The organism is Agarivorans aestuarii (assembly GCF_019670125.1).
In the GTDB taxonomy this organism is placed as follows: Bacteria; Pseudomonadota; Gammaproteobacteria; order Enterobacterales; family Celerinatantimonadaceae; genus Agarivorans; species Agarivorans aestuarii.
Window position 1 is genome coordinate 2,891,172 of the sequence record NZ_AP023033.1, and the last position, 14,919, is coordinate 2,906,090.

The window sequence follows — 14,919 nt, forward strand, 5'->3', positions numbered from 1 at the left end:
ATCACTATAAAGGAAAAACTATTGGTACCAATATTAAAACCACTAAGCCATAAACCAAGGCTACCGGTAAACCTAATTTAACAAAGTCTCGTAAACTATAGCGACCGGCGTTATACACCATTAAATTAGTTTGATATCCATAGGGGCTTACAAAGCTAGCACTCGCTGCAAAAGCTACCGTCATAACAAAGGTCATCGGGTTAGCTCCTAATGCGTTAGCCAGGCCATAAGCTAAAGGAAACATTAAGGCTGCCGCCGCGTTGTTGGTAACCAACTCGGTAAATATCCAAGTTAGTAGGTACACTGCCACTAAACTCAGCATAAACCATTGGCCACTTAAGCCGCCGTTAAACAAGCCCTCGAGTAACTCCACTAAACCTGCATTATGCATGGCCTGCGACAAGGCCAAAGCTGAGGCTACTATTAACCAAATTTCTTTAGGAAAACGGCGTACTAATTGACTGGGTGTTAAGCACCTGAAAAAGATTAAACCACCTAACAACACAACCATTGCTTTAAATAGGCTAACCAAGCCAATCGCTGCTGCACCCACGGCTAGAACAAAGCCGCCAATTGCAATAAGCTCTGAAGCACCATTTAGACGGGTATCGGGCTCAACCCCACTTACCACGATAAAGTTTTTGCTTAGGTTAGTACGCGACTTAAAATCGGCGCCAACAGCCAATACTAAAAAGTCTCCGGCCTGCAGGGTTATTTCGCCTAGCTTCCCTGATACTCTTTCACCATCTCGCTTAATGGCCACAACCGCTGCATCAAATCGGGCACGAAATCCGGCGCCTTTTAAGCTTTTCCCCACTAACATGCTTTCTGGGCGAATAACTACTTCGGTAAGGTTAGAGCCCAATAAGCCATTTGAATCTGCAAAGGTTTGTAGTCCAGAGAACTGATTGAGTTGCATAACTTTTGTAACGTCGCCGCTAAAAATAAGCCGGTCGCTTTGCTGCATCACTTCGGTGGGAGCTACCGGGCTAATCAGTTTTCCATCTCGAACAATTTCTACAAGGAACAGTGACTCTAAGTGGCGTAGCCCGTTTTCTTCAACACTCTTACCAATTAAGGCTGAATCCGCTTGGATCTTGGCGTCAATAAAGTAGCGATGATAATGATTCTCTTCACGCTTGTGATCAGGTAAATAGCGTGAAAAAAACGCCAAAGTAAAACCACAAGCCACCACAGCAACCAAGCCTATTAAAGTGAAATCAAAAAAGCCCAAACTTTCACCAGTGCTCTCAAGCAACAAGCTGTTTACGATGAGGTTGGTAGAAGTGCCAATTAAGGTAAGCGTTCCGCCCAAAATAGCCGCGTAAGATAAGGGCAATAATAAGCGGCTAGCGCTGTGATAAGGATTATTACGAATTGGTGCTAATAAGGTGGCAACTACCGCAGTATTATTTAAGGCAGCAGAAGACAACACCGTGGTGGAATACAATCGAAGCCAAGTTGAGCGAAACGATGGTTTAATGATGGAGGCCGCCAGCACTCGCAATAGTCGTGTTTTTTCCAAGGCTATCGAGCATAACATTAACAGAACTAAGGTCATTAAACCCTGGTTCGATACACTAGCCAACAGCTGTTCGCTGCTAACAAGATCAAGCACGAACAGCAGTAGCATTACCCCACCAAATATTTTGGCAGGATACTGCTGATAACGAATTAAAGACGCAATGGTGCCAATAAAAATCACTAGCACCAATATGGCCTGTATGCTCATTACTTTAGTAGTTCGCTTAAGTCTTTCGCATCCCAATGCGGGAAGTGCTTGCGAACAAGCGCATTAAGTTCTAACTCAAATGCAGAGAACTCTTGCTGCTGCCCGGCTTCTTCTAAACTGCCCTTTGCGGTAATAATACCGGCACCTACAGTTACATTAGAAATACGGTCAATAATAATAAATGAACCAGTGCCTTTGGCTTTGTTATAAGCATCGAAAGCAACTTGCTGGCTAAACTGAACTTGGCAAGAACCAATCTCGTTTAAGCCTAGGCGAACAGCTTCTTGCTCTTCTAAGGTATTCACATCTATTTGGTGCTCGATCTTAGCGATAGAGCCTGAAGTGGTCTTAGAAGCTAGTTTAAAGTCGTATTGTTTGTTAGCAATCATTGGCTCTTCGGCCATCCAAACAATGGTCGCTTCTGCACTGCTGCCTACCCAAGGTTTATTGTTGCTATGTACCAGCATATTGCCGCGACTGGCATCAATTTCATCTTCTAAGGTAAGTGTTACCGCCATAGGCGCGTAAGCTTCATCAATTTCACCATCAAAAGTTACAATGCTTTTCACTTTCGAGGTTTTGCCTGAAGGTAACGACGTTACTTCATCGCCTTTGCGCACAACGCCAGAGCTAATCGTGCCGCAGAAGCCACGGAAATCTAGGTTTGGACGATTAACGTATTGAACAGGGAAACGGAAGTCATCAAAATTTTGTCCAGCACTAATTGGCGCACTTTCTAGCATCCCCATCAAGGTTTCACCGTAATACCAAGCGCTTTGTTCACTGCGCTCTACCACGTTGTCACCATTTAACGCAGAAATTGGCACAAACTTGATGCTATCAATATTCAAATTCTCAGCAAACTTTTGATAGTCTGCTTTGATCTCTTCAAAGCGAGCTTTGGAAAACTCGACCAAATCCATTTTGTTAATGGCTACAATTACTTGCTTAATACCCAATGTTGATACGATAAAGCTGTGGCGGCGAGTTTGTACTTGCACACCATAGCGGGCATCAATCATTACAATAGCTAAATCACAGTTCGATGCGCCAGTTGCCATGTTACGGGTGTATTGTTCATGACCTGGAGTGTCGGCAATAATAAACTTACGCTTTTCTGTAGAGAAATAACGGTAAGCAACATCAATGGTAATGCCTTGCTCACGTTCCGACTGTAAACCGTCAACCAATAGCGCTAAGTCAAACTCACCATCTGTGGTATTAAAACGTTTTGAATCATTTTTGATGGTTGCTAACTGATCTTCAAAAATCATTTTTGAATCATGCAATAAGCGACCAATTAAGGTGCTTTTACCATCATCAACGCTACCACAGGTTAGTAAACGTAGTAGCTGTTTCTGTTCATGTTGTTGTAAGTACTCTTCGATATCTGAAGCAATCAATGTTGATTGATGAGACATGGTATCCTCGCTTTCCTAGCTTTCGCCAGCGTCAAAATTCTTGTTCTGTCCCCACCCAATAACTTGAGCAGGTAAATACTGTTTAGAAGCCTGTTATTCCCTTTAGAAATAACCTTCCATTTTCTTCTTCTCCATTGACCCTGCGCTATCGTGGTCAATCACTCGACCTTGTCGTTCAGAGGTTTTCGTCAACAGCATTTCTTGAATCACTTCAGGTAGAGTGGTGGCTTCCGACTCTACGGCTCCGGTAAGTGGGTAACAACCTAAAGTACGAAAACGTACCATTTTGTGTTGAATTTCCCCTTCTTCAACTGGCATACGCTCATCATCTACCATAATTAAAGTACCATCACGCTCAACGACTGGGCGCTCTTGAGACAAGTAAAGAGGAACAATTTCTATGTTTTCTAGGTAGATATATTGCCAAATATCTAACTCGGTCCAGTTAGATAGCGGGAATACTCGAATGCTTTCGCCTTTGTTTACTTTAGAGTTATAAGTGTTCCAAAGTTCAGGGCGTTGTGATTTTGGATCCCAACGGTGGTTCTTATCACGGAATGAATAAACTCGCTCTTTAGCTCGAGATTTCTCTTCATCACGACGCGCGCCACCAAAGGCAGCATCAAACTGATATTTGTTTAATGCTTGCTTTAAGCCTTGAGTTTTCATCACATCAGTGTGCACTGCACTACCGTGAGTGAAAGGGCCAATACCCATTTCAAGCCCTTCAGGATTCTTATGCACTAGCAATTCGAAATCGTACTTTTCTGCCATGCGGTCACGGAACTGGATCATTTCTTTAAATTTCCAGTCGGTATCTACGTGCAGTAATGGGAAAGGAATTTTTCCTGGGTAGAAAGCTTTACGCGCTAAATGAAGCATTACCGCGGAGTCTTTACCCACAGAGTACAGCATTACCGGGTTGTCGAATTCAGCCGCTACTTCGCGGATGATATGGATACTCTCGGCTTCTAATGCTTTAAGATGAGTTAAGTTATAATTTTCCATTTAGTCTTCAGCTCTTAATTCGTTATATCGTTATAGAATATAAAACAAGCTCAGACTAACTGATAAAGCTGACTACTACTAGTAACCGCGCTATAACATTATGCTACTTTTAATAACTTTGGATTCTAAGAATAAAGGGAAAGCAGCGTAGATTAGCGATGAGCGACTTCTGTAACACCTTTAAGTAGCACTTAAAGACGTTATATAGGTTGGTCACTAGTTTACCGGGAAGAGTTTTAGGTTAATGCGATCGTCAGCCAAGTTTTTGAAGCGCAAACTAAAGCCTATGTCTGAAAGCTTGCCAATGCTTTCTAAGTAATGAGCATCGGCGTTAAGACCTAAAGGCATTCCAGGATGAGCTGCATCAAAAGGAGTTGGCGCATCTAACAAACCGGCATTGGCAAACAATACTTGGTCGTGCTCTATCACACCATACAAACAGGCAACCGGTGCCCGTAAGTCTGCCGCTTTAATAATACGGTTAAGCGTACTAAGCGCTTCGCTGGGTTGAAGCGCTGTCGGGTCATTAACCAAAAAGCGATTCCACATATCTTGGAAAAAGCCATTTATAATGACTGCAGCAACCACTCCTTCATCACCTAATAAGCAAATATCAACCACCAAAAAACCTACATGATGCTCGTCAATTTGCTTAATAATCGGAAATAGAGATTGCCCTTTCAATCGATAATGACAAAAGAACCCGATGACTTCTTGGGTATTCTCTGGAAGGATTTCATTCAATACCATGCTCGCTTGAGCATCATTGGCTTTAAAGTGGGCTTTATGCTCATCAAACTCAGCAAATTCCATTTGCAGGTTGTGCTCGTTAGCCATTGAAAGGTTAGCAAGAATGGTGTCAGTTAACTCATTAAAATCGGTAAGCGGTTTAACTAAAAAGTCACTAGCACCGAGCTGCAATACCTTACGTAAATCGGCCATGGTGCTTTTACCAGAAATAACCACAACACTGCCGGGGAAGCTGTCTAAGCGTTGCAGCAGTTCTACCCCATTCATGCGCGGCATGATGAGATCCATTAAAATAATATCGTAGTGTTGTTGATTAATAGCATTAAGGGCTTCTTGTCCATCTCCTACAGCCCCAACCATTGCGCCTTGTTGAGTTAGAAACGCGAGCAACTGCTGACGAAACACCACTTCATCTTCTACAACTAAAATTGAGATCCCGTATAAAGGGTTATCGTCGCGCTCCAGCACTCTCTCCAAATATCCTTATTAATTAATACGTTAATAGCATTTAGGTGGTCTAATGTGTTGATAATATAAGCAAAGTAACAGCAACGCCAGCAAGCGTGTATAAAATTTACACCACACAAAGGTATGCAAAAAACCAAATTAAACTTGGCAGCGCTAACACTAGCAGCGGAGGCCTTTAGGTGAGCTGAACTATACTACTTACAAGCATAGTTCAGCTTAATTAATAATCTTCTAACTCGTCTAAATAATCTTCTAAAGCTGAATCAATATCTTGTTTTGAAGACGTAGGTGGCTTGCCATTATAGAAGCGATATAAGCGATATTGTAGGTAGGCATCTTTAACGAAGGTATAGCTGTCTAGCGAGTTATCTAATAACGGTTCTTGCTCAATAACTGATGCACGTTTATACAGGCCATCTAAGCCCCACTTAATTACCTGCTCGGTAAAAGTTAAGTTAGTTAGCGGTGAGGCAAAAGCATCTACCCAGTCACCGACTTCTTTACGAACAGTGGTTGGCCCAAGTACTGGCAACATTACATAAGGCCCTTCTGGCACCCCATAAAATCCCATTACATCGCCAAACTCTTCAATGTCTCGCTGTACACCGGAGCGTCCCATTAGGTCGAAAATGCCAAAAATACCAAAGCTGGAGTTAAACAAAAATCGAACTAGGTTATTAGAAGCACGCTCTACCTTGCCTTGCAGGAGGTGGTTAGCAAAACTAGCAGGCTCTTCCAAGTTACGAATAACGTTGTTCATGGCTTCGCGAATGCCAAAGGGTAAGTACTCGGCATACACATGTGTTACCGGACGATAAAGAGGTTTATCCAAATAATTATAGTTGAAGTTCCACATGCTTCGATTGAAGCCCTCGAAGGGATCGGAAAAATCTTGATAAGGCTCATCAAAAGCCTCTACTTCATTAGCCATTGTGGTAGATGCAGTAGACAACATAACAGCAAACATCAAAAAAGCTGTAACTACTTTACGCACTCAGACCCCCTTCCTTGGTCGGATACCTATCGCAAATCAACTCACCAAATAATTTGCGAACACAAATAAAAAAAGGTTGCTAAGCAACCTCTTTTTATTATGGCATCTATGTTAAGAGCTGAATAGTAAAAACTATTAACACTTACAATATTAATACATAATTACAGGGGAGTATCGATAAGCAAACTTATTGCTTGTTCTTCGCCCTGAGAGATAGCAGAAGATTGCCCTTCCCAATCACCTTCAATGGTTTGCACGTTGTTATCGTAAGATAAGCGAGCGGTAATATAAAAATCACCTTGCTGAGAAAGCTTTAGACCTTCCATCATGCTATCACTGTCCGACAAATTCACCGTTACGGGAAAACGTGGGTGTGCGACTTTTTTGGCAGCTAAAGGCATTGGCGGCCCATTCACAGACTTAGCGAACACAAACAAGAAGCTTGAGCCTGGCACATCTAGCCCTTCTTTCACATCTACGGTAATACTGTAGCTAGGACCACTTGCTGGATTGTTTTCAACCACCGCTTGCTCAACAGCCGGGGTTTGCTCCGCAGCTGGCGTTTGCTGTTGAGCAATTTGCGCTTCGGCAAATTCAATACTTTGTTGCAACATTTGATAGCGCTCAGAATCAGCGTCAACCAAACTTAGCATTCTCTGCCAGCGATCAATAGCCAACTGAAACTGCTGTTGCTCAAGTGCCATAAAAGCATACAAGGACCAAAGCTCTAATTGACTAGAGTCTTGCTGTAGGGCTAATACTAATAGTCGCTCAGCGCGCGCTTGTTCACTAGGCTCGCCACTGTAGAACAAAGATTGAGCATAAACAGCTATAATATTGGCACTTTTTGAATCGCGCATATAAGCCTGCTCTGCGGCATCGGTCATAATGTCTAAACGATTTAGAGCTTGGCCAACTTTAGCTAATAAAAACCAGCCGCGTGTATCACTTGGGTCATTATGTAACTTGGTACGCAAGCCTAAAGCGAACTCATTTAAGTCTTGTTCACTTACCTCACCACCTTGACCAAGCAGCACCTTGTTACTCAGCTCTGGCATTTTTTGCACAATCGCCTGCCAGTCTTGAACCTTTTCAGCACTGCCTAGTTTGATATACATGCCAATGGAAATAGCCACCACAAAAACCACACCGGGAAGCGCAACCCAAGGGGAAATGGCACTGCGTTTGGCATTTGTTTCTTCGGGAATATCATCCAACAAGTTATGCTGAAGTTCGCTCACTAACACTGAGCTGTCTTCAGCTAAGCCTTGCGCATTCTCTTGTTCAATTTCAATTAATCTATCTTTGTAGAGAGTTTTATTAAGCTCTGTTTGAGTCACCGAGCGACTGTCTCGTTGTCGCCACAAAGGCAATACAACAACCGCCACAGCCAACAGGGTTAAAACGGCAGCAGCCAACCAAAATACTGTCATTATTTTTCTTGCTCCGTTTGTTTAATTAGCTGCTCAAGGCGTTCTTGTTCAGCCACATCTAGCGCAGGTTTTGCGTCTTTTCTTCTTCGGGCTAGTCGCCACACAGTAAATCCACCAATCAATATAATTAAAACCGGCGCTATCCACAGGGTAAGTACGGCTGGAGTAAGTGGTGGGTCGTAGCGAACAAAGTTGCCATAGCGCGCTACCATATAATCCAATACTTCTTGTTTATCACTACCCGACTTCACCATTTGGTAGGTTTTCTCGCGTAAGTCTTGAGCAAGCCCTGCGTTAGAATCTGAGATGTTATTGTTTTGACATTTAGGACAACGTAACTCACGTGTTAACTCTCGAAACAGCTCTTCCTGTTCTGGATTATCAAACTCGTGAGCTGAAATCGCAGCGTTCGCCATTATAGGAAGGCTAAGTAACAGCACCGCTAAAAAGCGTTGAAAAGTTTTCATCATGATTAATCCAAACCAGCAAATATTGGCGCAAGCTCTGCTTGCCAATTACGCGCGTTTACATCACCCACATGGCGATAACGAATTACGCCTTGGCTATCGATAAAATAGGTTTCTGGAGCTCCATACACACCAAGGTCTAATGCCAACAGGCCCTTACCATCATACAAGTTCACTTGATAAGGGTTACCCAGTTGCTCCAACCACTTTATTGCTTTAACTCGATCGTCTTTGTAATTTAGACCAACAATCTTAACGCCCTGTTCAGCCAATGAATTTAGAAAGGTATGTTCTGCGCGACAGGTAGGACACCAGGTAGCCCAAACATTTAGCAACAAGGGCTCACCCTTAAATATCGCAGCATCGTGCTGCTTATCTTGCTGATAAATATCTTGCAAAGTGAATTGCGGAACCGGCTTGCCTATTAATACCGACTCAAGCTCGGTAGCGTCGCTGTACAAACCGCGATACAAAAACACCGCCATAAACAAGAAGGCGATAAGAGGCAGTAAAAAATAAAAAATACGTTTATTCATTTAAGCCTCCTCTACCAAATCAGTGCTTTTACTACTCGCACTTTTTACAGGTGGCTTGCCACTTAACTGTTCTTGTTTAATTTTGAAACGATAGCGTTTATCCGACATGGCAAATATGCCGCCAATTGCCATAATAATTGAGCCTAGCCAAATCCAACGAATGAAGGGTTTGTAATATAGGCGCACTGCCCATGCTCCACCGGGAAGCTGCTCACCCATTGCTGCGTATAAGTCACGCCATAAGCCTGCATCAATGGCAGCTTCTGTCATCATGTTTCGTTGCACCCGATAGAAGCGTTTTTCTGCGCGCAAGGTTGTTGCTAAGTGCTCGTCTTTATATACGTCTATCACCCCAACATGGCCTTCGTAGTTTGGGCCAACTAAAGGCTCAACCTGTTTGAAGTGAAAAGAGTAAGCAGCAAAGGTGACCGAATCACCTGGCTCTAAACGCAAGTCACGTTCAATACTGTAATGGCTAGTCAATGCCACGCCAATTACCGTTACCGCTAGGCCTAAATGGCCAAGTACCATTGCCCAATGAGAACGACTAAGTACTTTTAAACCTTTGGTGAAACTGTGACGGTGAGTGGCACGCAAATATACTTCTAAAGCTGTACAGCTAATCACCCAAAACGATAAGGCAAGCGCCATGTAGGCCAAGGCGTAAAACTTCGGTGCTAGCATTGCTAACAATGCAGCTGGCACCAACAAACTAAATGCTGCTAAAGCCAGCAACCAGCCTTTAAGCGGGCGAATATCTTGGCGCTTCCACCGCAGCAGCGGACCAATACCTAAAGCAATAGCAAAAGGCACAATCATCCAGCTAAACATTCGGTTAAAGAAGGCCTCACCAATTGAGATGCTGCCAAGGCCGATTTCCTTGTGAATAAGCGGCAATAAAGTACCCAGTAATACCACCACTAAGGCAGCCACTAGTAAGATGTTGTTGATTAACAAGAAGGTCTCGCGAGAAAACAAACTATAAGTTCCGCGACTTTTCACCTGTGAGCCACGAATAGCAAACAGCAATAAGGAGCCACCAATCACCACCAACAAGAAGCCTAGAATAAACAAACCACGAGCGGGGTCGCTAGCAAAGGCATGCACCGAGACCAATACGCCGGAGCGAACCAAAAAGGTTCCTAATAGGCTAAGAGAAAACGCCGATATAGCCAGCAACACAGTCCAGGATTTAAACACCCCTCGCTTTTCGGTTACCGCCAATGAATGCAGCAGCGCAGTACCTACTAACCACGGCATGAATGAGGCATTTTCTACCGGATCCCAAAACCACCAACCGCCCCAACCTAGTTCGTAGTATGCCCACCAGCTTCCTAGAGAAATACCTAAGGTAAGGAAAATCCAAGCCGCCATTGTCCAAGGGCGAGACCAACGGGCCCAAGTGGAATCTAAACGCCCGGCCATTAGTGCAGCGATAGCAAAAGCAAAAGCCACCGAGAAGCCAACGTAGCCCATGTATAAAAGAGGTGGGTGGAAGATCAAACCAACGTCTTGCAGCAATGGATTTAAATCTTGTCCATCGACCGGGAAAAACGGCAAGGTTCTATCGAAGGGGTTTGAAGTAAGCAAGATGAACAGGTAAAAACCTACACATATCATGCCCATTACGGCCACTACCCTCGCAACAGCGTCGAGCGGTAAGCCGCGACTAAACATTGCTACTGCAGCGCCCCACCCCGACAAAATCATTGCCCACAGCAATAATGAACCTTCGTGCGCTCCCCAAACAGCTGATAAACGGTAGTAAACCGGTAACTGGCTGTTCGAGTTATTAGCCACATAAGCCACCGAGAAATCATTTATAGCAAATGAGTAGCTCAAGACCACAAAAGACAATGTGACGAAGGCAAACTGCGCTAGCGCTAAAGGTCGAGCAAGCTTCATTAAAGAAACACTATTTTTGCTAGCGCCCCATAGCGGGTACACACTTTGTAAAATAGCTAACGCACAAGAAAGAATTAGTGCGTAATGTCCAAGTTCCGGGATCATAATTACCGTCTCTAGTGTCCAGAGCCTTTAAGCTGGGCTTCTGTATATTCTGGTTTAAAGTGTTCCATACCTTCTAGTGCTTCAGCCACTTCCTGTGGCATGTATTCTTCGTCATGTTTAGCTAATACTTCAAAAGCATTTACGGTTGTTGCATTGGCCAGCTCGCCTTGCGCTACAATGCCTTGCCCTTCGCGAAATAAATCGGGCAGAATGCCTTCGTAGTTAATGGTCACAATACCACCACCGGCGTCGCTAAGCTTAAAACTTACCATTAAACTAGTTTGCGAGCGCTCAACCGTGCCCGGTAATACTAAGCCACCAATTCTTAAACGTTGGCCTACTTCCGGTTTAATCTCATCCTTTCCTTTACCGTTCACCAGCTCGGTGGGTGTGTAAAACAAGTCGATATTCTGTTGTAACGCATACAGTAACAAGCCAATAGAAGCCCCCAAACCAATTACAATTGCTAGAACAATCGTTAAGCGTTTTTTACGTCTTGGGTTCATAAGCGTTCAGTTACCTCTTTTGCTGCTTCAACTCGTTGCTGTCGCGCAGATTGGCGCGCAACAGATTTAAAAATGGCATTTCGTTTAACAATACTGTCTATCACTATACCTACCATGGCTAGAGCGCTTACCCCAAACGAAAGCCACACATAAAAACCATAACCACCCATAGCAAAAAAATCTGCGACTGATTCAAATTGCATCATGCTACCCCTTTGCTTGAATATGGCGTTGAATAAGTTGTTGTACCCATGGTCTACGTTGCTCGCGGCGCAACAGTTCAGTTCTAAAGCGAACCAAGCTCACCGCGCCAAGGAAAAATCCAAAAGCTAGAATATTAAGCAGTAAAGGCCATAGCATTCGGGAATCGATAGAGGGTTTATCAAACTTGGTAATGGTTGCGCCCTGATGCAGGGTATTCCACCACTCTACCGAGTAATGAATAATAGGTAAATTAATCACACCAACAATGCTGAGAATGCCCGCAGCGCGACCAGCCATGGTTTTATCAGAAAAAGCATTATAAAGGGCAATAACCCCCAAATATAAAAACAGCAGTATTAACTCTGAAGTAAGGCGCGCATCCCATACCCACCATGCTCCCCACATTGGTTTACCCCAAGCAGCGCCGGTAAATAAGGCAATAAAAGTAAACACTGCGCCAACTGGCGCAACAGCTGCTACATACATATCGGCTTGTTTAATTTGCCAAACTAAACCAATAAAAGCCGCAATGGCCATTGATGAATATGCGCCCATCGACATAATCGCTGAAGGCACATGAATATAGATAATTCTAAAGCTGTCGCCTTGTTGGTAATCGGCAGGTGCAAATAAAAGGCCCCACACTAAGCCTACAGAAAAACACACAATGGCAAAAACACTAAACCAAGGCACAAATTTTCCTGCTAGGGTGTAACTCGCCTCAGGTTTTGCGTATGGATGTAACCATTTCCACATAATGGTATTTACTCTCTCGGTCTTATTCTAAATTTAGTTAATGCTTACTCTTAGCGCTGCAGCCGTAGCAAAAGGAGCCAAGGTGAGAGCAAGTAAGCTTATGGCGCCCATGATCGCTAAATGCCCAGCATAGGGCAAGCTTAATGACGCAGCTTCAATCGCAGATGTCGCAAAAATCAACACTGGAATATACAAAGGCAAAACTAACAAGCTAAGTAAAACGCCGCCTTTGCGTAAACCAACGGTTAAGGCGACCCCTACAGAACCAATCAAACTCAATACTGGGGTCCCTAGCACTAAGGTGTAAAAGGTAGCTTGGAAACTTTGCCATTCTAAAGACAGTAGCACTGCCAAAAGAGGCGAAAGCAATAAGATAGGCACACCTGTTATCAGCCAATGGGCCACGATTTTAGCCAAGGCTATCAAGGCTAGCGATGAGCCACTCATCAGCATCTGTTCTAAAGACCCATCTGCAAAATCATCTCGAAATAAACGCTCCAAAGACAATAACGAAGATAACAGCGCTGCCACCCACAAAATGCCCGGCGCTATTTTGGCCAATAACAAGGGCTCTGACCCTACCGCGATGGGGAATAAGGTAATAACGATGAGAATAAACCACAGCGGATTAAGCACATCTGACTTTTGCCGAAAAGCGGCTAGAAGCTCACGCTTAACAACAGTAGTAAACGCATGCATTACAGCGCTTCCTCAAAGGCCGGCTTAATCTCTAAGATTCGATAGTCAGAAGTAGGAATATTTAACTCTTGATGAGTCGTTAACAATACCATTCCCCCTGCTTGAGCATGAGACAAAATAACTTGTTCCAAGTACGCGACGCCTTGCTTGTCTATCGCAGTAAATGGTTCATCAAGGATCCACAATTTGCGCGCAACCAGCCACAACCTAGCCAGCCCTACTCTGCGCTGTTGTCCTGCTGAAAGATGAGCAACAGCTTCTTCTTCTAATCCTGCTAAACCTACGCGGGTTAACAAAGCATAGAGCTGTTCTTGCTCCATGCTTTGGCCAGCCAATCCTAGATAAAAACGTAAGTTTTCTACTGCGCTAAGTTCGGCCTTTACCCCAGCATGATGGCCTAGATAGAGACACTGTTGATGGTATTGCTCAGCCTGTTGAGAAATAGCTTCTTCTTGCCACAAAATCTCACCGCTTTCGGGGCGTGACAAGCCGGAAATTAATCGTAACAAACTGGTTTTACCGGCGCCATTTGGCCCAGCAACTTGCAAAATTTCACCCGGTGATAATGTGAAAGACAAGTCGTCGAACAATACTCGCTCTTCACGTACACAACACAGTCCATTAACCTTTAACATTCAACTATTTTCTTACCCAACACAGAGGCTAGGATGTTAACACAGCTAAGCCTAAAAACTAGATTGAGCTTAAGGATTAACGCCATGTTTACAGAGCTTTGCAATACAAGTAACAAAAACATAGCCTAGTTGTATATTGGGGTATTTCAGTTGAGCGCTAACATGCGCTCGCAATTAATTTAAATTAATAAAGCCATAATAGAAATGTAAAGGAAGCGAGGAAAAACCAAGAATTTAAATCGGGTTAATGAGGTTAAATCATTGAGTGTAAACACGGAAAGCTAAGCAAAAGCATTCTCTCGTTATAACCAGCTTAACTCACTTGGCCTTTCATTTTATTGCGCAAACTTAGCAGCAATTCAGCTTCAGCTTTTGGCAGCTCACACTCGCGCATTACTTCATCTAAATCTGCACCTAGCTCAACCAGCTTTACCGCTCGAGTATACAATTTGCTGTCGGGATCTTGCGATTGGATTTGAGAGGTACGAAGGAAAGCTTGCTCAACTTGTTCACTTTGACGCTCTAACTCGCCCACCAGAGAAACATTGGCTTGATGAATTTCTTGTAGTTGCTTTTCAACCACGCGATGTGACTGAAGAAGATTTTTGGTGACCACCTCTAAGCTTTGCATTTTTTGCTCATTGGCTTTCAATTGCTGTTGCGCCTTGTTGCTGAACCAAATAGCACCAACAAGGCAAACAACGGTAGCCACTAGGGCAATCAGATTAATCCAATCCATTTATAGTGAGCTTACTTCGTCCCACTCTTCATCAGAAAGCAGTTTATTTAGATCAACTAAGATGAGTAATTGTCCATCTCGATTACTCACACCTTGGATAAACTTAGCGCTTTCTTCAGTGCCCACATTTGGCGCCATATCAATCTCAGACGAGCGCAAGTAAACCACTTCGGCAACGCTATCTACTAGGATACCAATCACTTGAGATTCAGCTTCAATAATAACAATTCGTGAATTCTCAGTGATATCTGAAGAAGGCAAACCAAAACGTGAACGGGTATCAATAACCGTAACCACATTACCGCGCAAGTTAATAATACCTAGTACATAGTTTGGCGCACCTGGTACTGGGGCAATTTCGGTATAACGCAATACTTCTTGTACCTGCATTACGTTGATGCCGTAGGTTTCACTTTCTAGCTGAAAAGTCACCCATTGTAATACTTCATCTTCGGCAATATTTTCTGCGATGTTACGCTGCTCGCTCATCTGCGTGTCCTTTTTAGTATTCGTGAGTCCTATCGGATCTCGCAACTCATATTATTCAGTATATATCATATG

16 protein-coding genes are annotated in these 14,919 nt (G+C 43.6%); all 16 read right to left on the minus strand.

Going from position 1 to position 14,919, the window contains the following annotated elements; all coding sequences use genetic code 11:
* Positions 1-4 precede the first annotated feature (4 nt).
* Entirely contained in the window at positions 5-1,732 is a 1,728-nt protein-coding gene (locus tag K5609_RS13435) for an SLC13 family permease (RefSeq protein WP_221074106.1), read from the minus strand.
* A complete protein-coding gene (gene cysN, locus K5609_RS13440; protein WP_221074107.1) occupies positions 1,732-3,153 on the minus strand; it encodes a sulfate adenylyltransferase subunit CysN in 1,422 nt (473 codons plus the stop codon). Before cysN ends, K5609_RS13435 begins: the two co-directional genes overlap by 1 nt.
* Positions 3,154-3,255: 102 nt before the next feature.
* Positions 3,256-4,161, minus strand: a complete 906-nt coding sequence (gene cysD, locus K5609_RS13445; RefSeq protein WP_016401676.1) for a sulfate adenylyltransferase subunit CysD — start codon at positions 4,159-4,161, stop codon at positions 3,256-3,258.
* A 216-nt stretch (positions 4,162-4,377) separates the two neighbouring features.
* Positions 4,378-5,379: a response regulator gene (locus tag K5609_RS13450; RefSeq protein ID WP_221074108.1), complete on the minus strand. Its 1,002-nt coding sequence runs from the start codon at positions 5,377-5,379 to the stop codon at positions 4,378-4,380.
* A 220-nt stretch (positions 5,380-5,599) separates the two neighbouring features.
* Positions 5,600-6,373 carry an MlaA family lipoprotein gene (locus K5609_RS13455; RefSeq protein ID WP_221074109.1) on the minus strand — a complete coding sequence of 258 codons (774 nt, stop codon included), beginning with the start codon at positions 6,371-6,373 and terminating at the stop codon, positions 5,600-5,602.
* Positions 6,374-6,534: 161 nt separating this feature from the next.
* Complete coding sequence (gene ccmI / locus K5609_RS13460; protein WP_221074110.1) at positions 6,535-7,806, minus strand: c-type cytochrome biogenesis protein CcmI; 1,272 nt, start codon at positions 7,804-7,806, stop codon at positions 6,535-6,537.
* The gene (locus tag K5609_RS13465) at positions 7,806-8,276 is read right to left on the minus strand and encodes a cytochrome c-type biogenesis protein (RefSeq protein ID WP_221074111.1); all 471 of its coding nucleotides are present in this window, start codon (positions 8,274-8,276) and stop codon (positions 7,806-7,808) included. Before K5609_RS13465 ends, ccmI begins: the two co-directional genes overlap by 1 nt.
* 2 nt (positions 8,277-8,278) lie before the next feature.
* Entirely contained in the window at positions 8,279-8,809 is a 531-nt protein-coding gene (locus K5609_RS13470) for a DsbE family thiol:disulfide interchange protein (RefSeq protein WP_221074112.1), read from the minus strand.
* Positions 8,810-10,819: a heme lyase CcmF/NrfE family subunit gene (locus K5609_RS13475; protein ID WP_221074113.1), complete on the minus strand. Its 2,010-nt coding sequence runs from the start codon at positions 10,817-10,819 to the stop codon at positions 8,810-8,812.
* A gap of 11 nt (positions 10,820-10,830) precedes the next feature.
* Positions 10,831-11,325, minus strand: a complete 495-nt coding sequence (gene ccmE / locus K5609_RS13480; RefSeq protein WP_221074114.1) for a cytochrome c maturation protein CcmE — start codon at positions 11,323-11,325, stop codon at positions 10,831-10,833.
* Positions 11,322-11,528, minus strand: coding sequence for a heme exporter protein CcmD (gene ccmD, locus K5609_RS13485; RefSeq protein ID WP_221077262.1), 207 nt, complete (start codon positions 11,526-11,528; stop codon positions 11,322-11,324). The genes ccmE and ccmD overlap by 4 nt, the downstream gene beginning before the upstream one ends.
* 4 nt (positions 11,529-11,532) lie before the next feature.
* The gene (locus K5609_RS13490; protein WP_221074115.1) at positions 11,533-12,285 is read right to left on the minus strand and encodes a heme ABC transporter permease; all 753 of its coding nucleotides are present in this window, start codon (positions 12,283-12,285) and stop codon (positions 11,533-11,535) included.
* Positions 12,286-12,318: 33 nt separating this feature from the next.
* On the minus strand, positions 12,319-12,984 hold the full coding sequence (gene ccmB, locus K5609_RS13495; RefSeq protein ID WP_221074116.1) for a heme exporter protein CcmB: 666 nt from the start codon (positions 12,982-12,984) through the stop codon (positions 12,319-12,321).
* Positions 12,984-13,619, minus strand: a complete 636-nt coding sequence (gene ccmA / locus K5609_RS13500) for a cytochrome c biogenesis heme-transporting ATPase CcmA (RefSeq protein WP_221074117.1) — start codon at positions 13,617-13,619, stop codon at positions 12,984-12,986. The genes ccmB and ccmA overlap by 1 nt, the downstream gene beginning before the upstream one ends.
* A gap of 313 nt (positions 13,620-13,932) precedes the next feature.
* Complete coding sequence (locus K5609_RS13505; RefSeq protein ID WP_221074118.1) at positions 13,933-14,358, minus strand: DUF2802 domain-containing protein; 426 nt, start codon at positions 14,356-14,358, stop codon at positions 13,933-13,935.
* Entirely contained in the window at positions 14,359-14,847 is a 489-nt protein-coding gene (locus tag K5609_RS13510) for a chemotaxis protein CheW (protein WP_221074119.1), read from the minus strand.
* Positions 14,848-14,919: the final 72 nt, after the last annotated feature.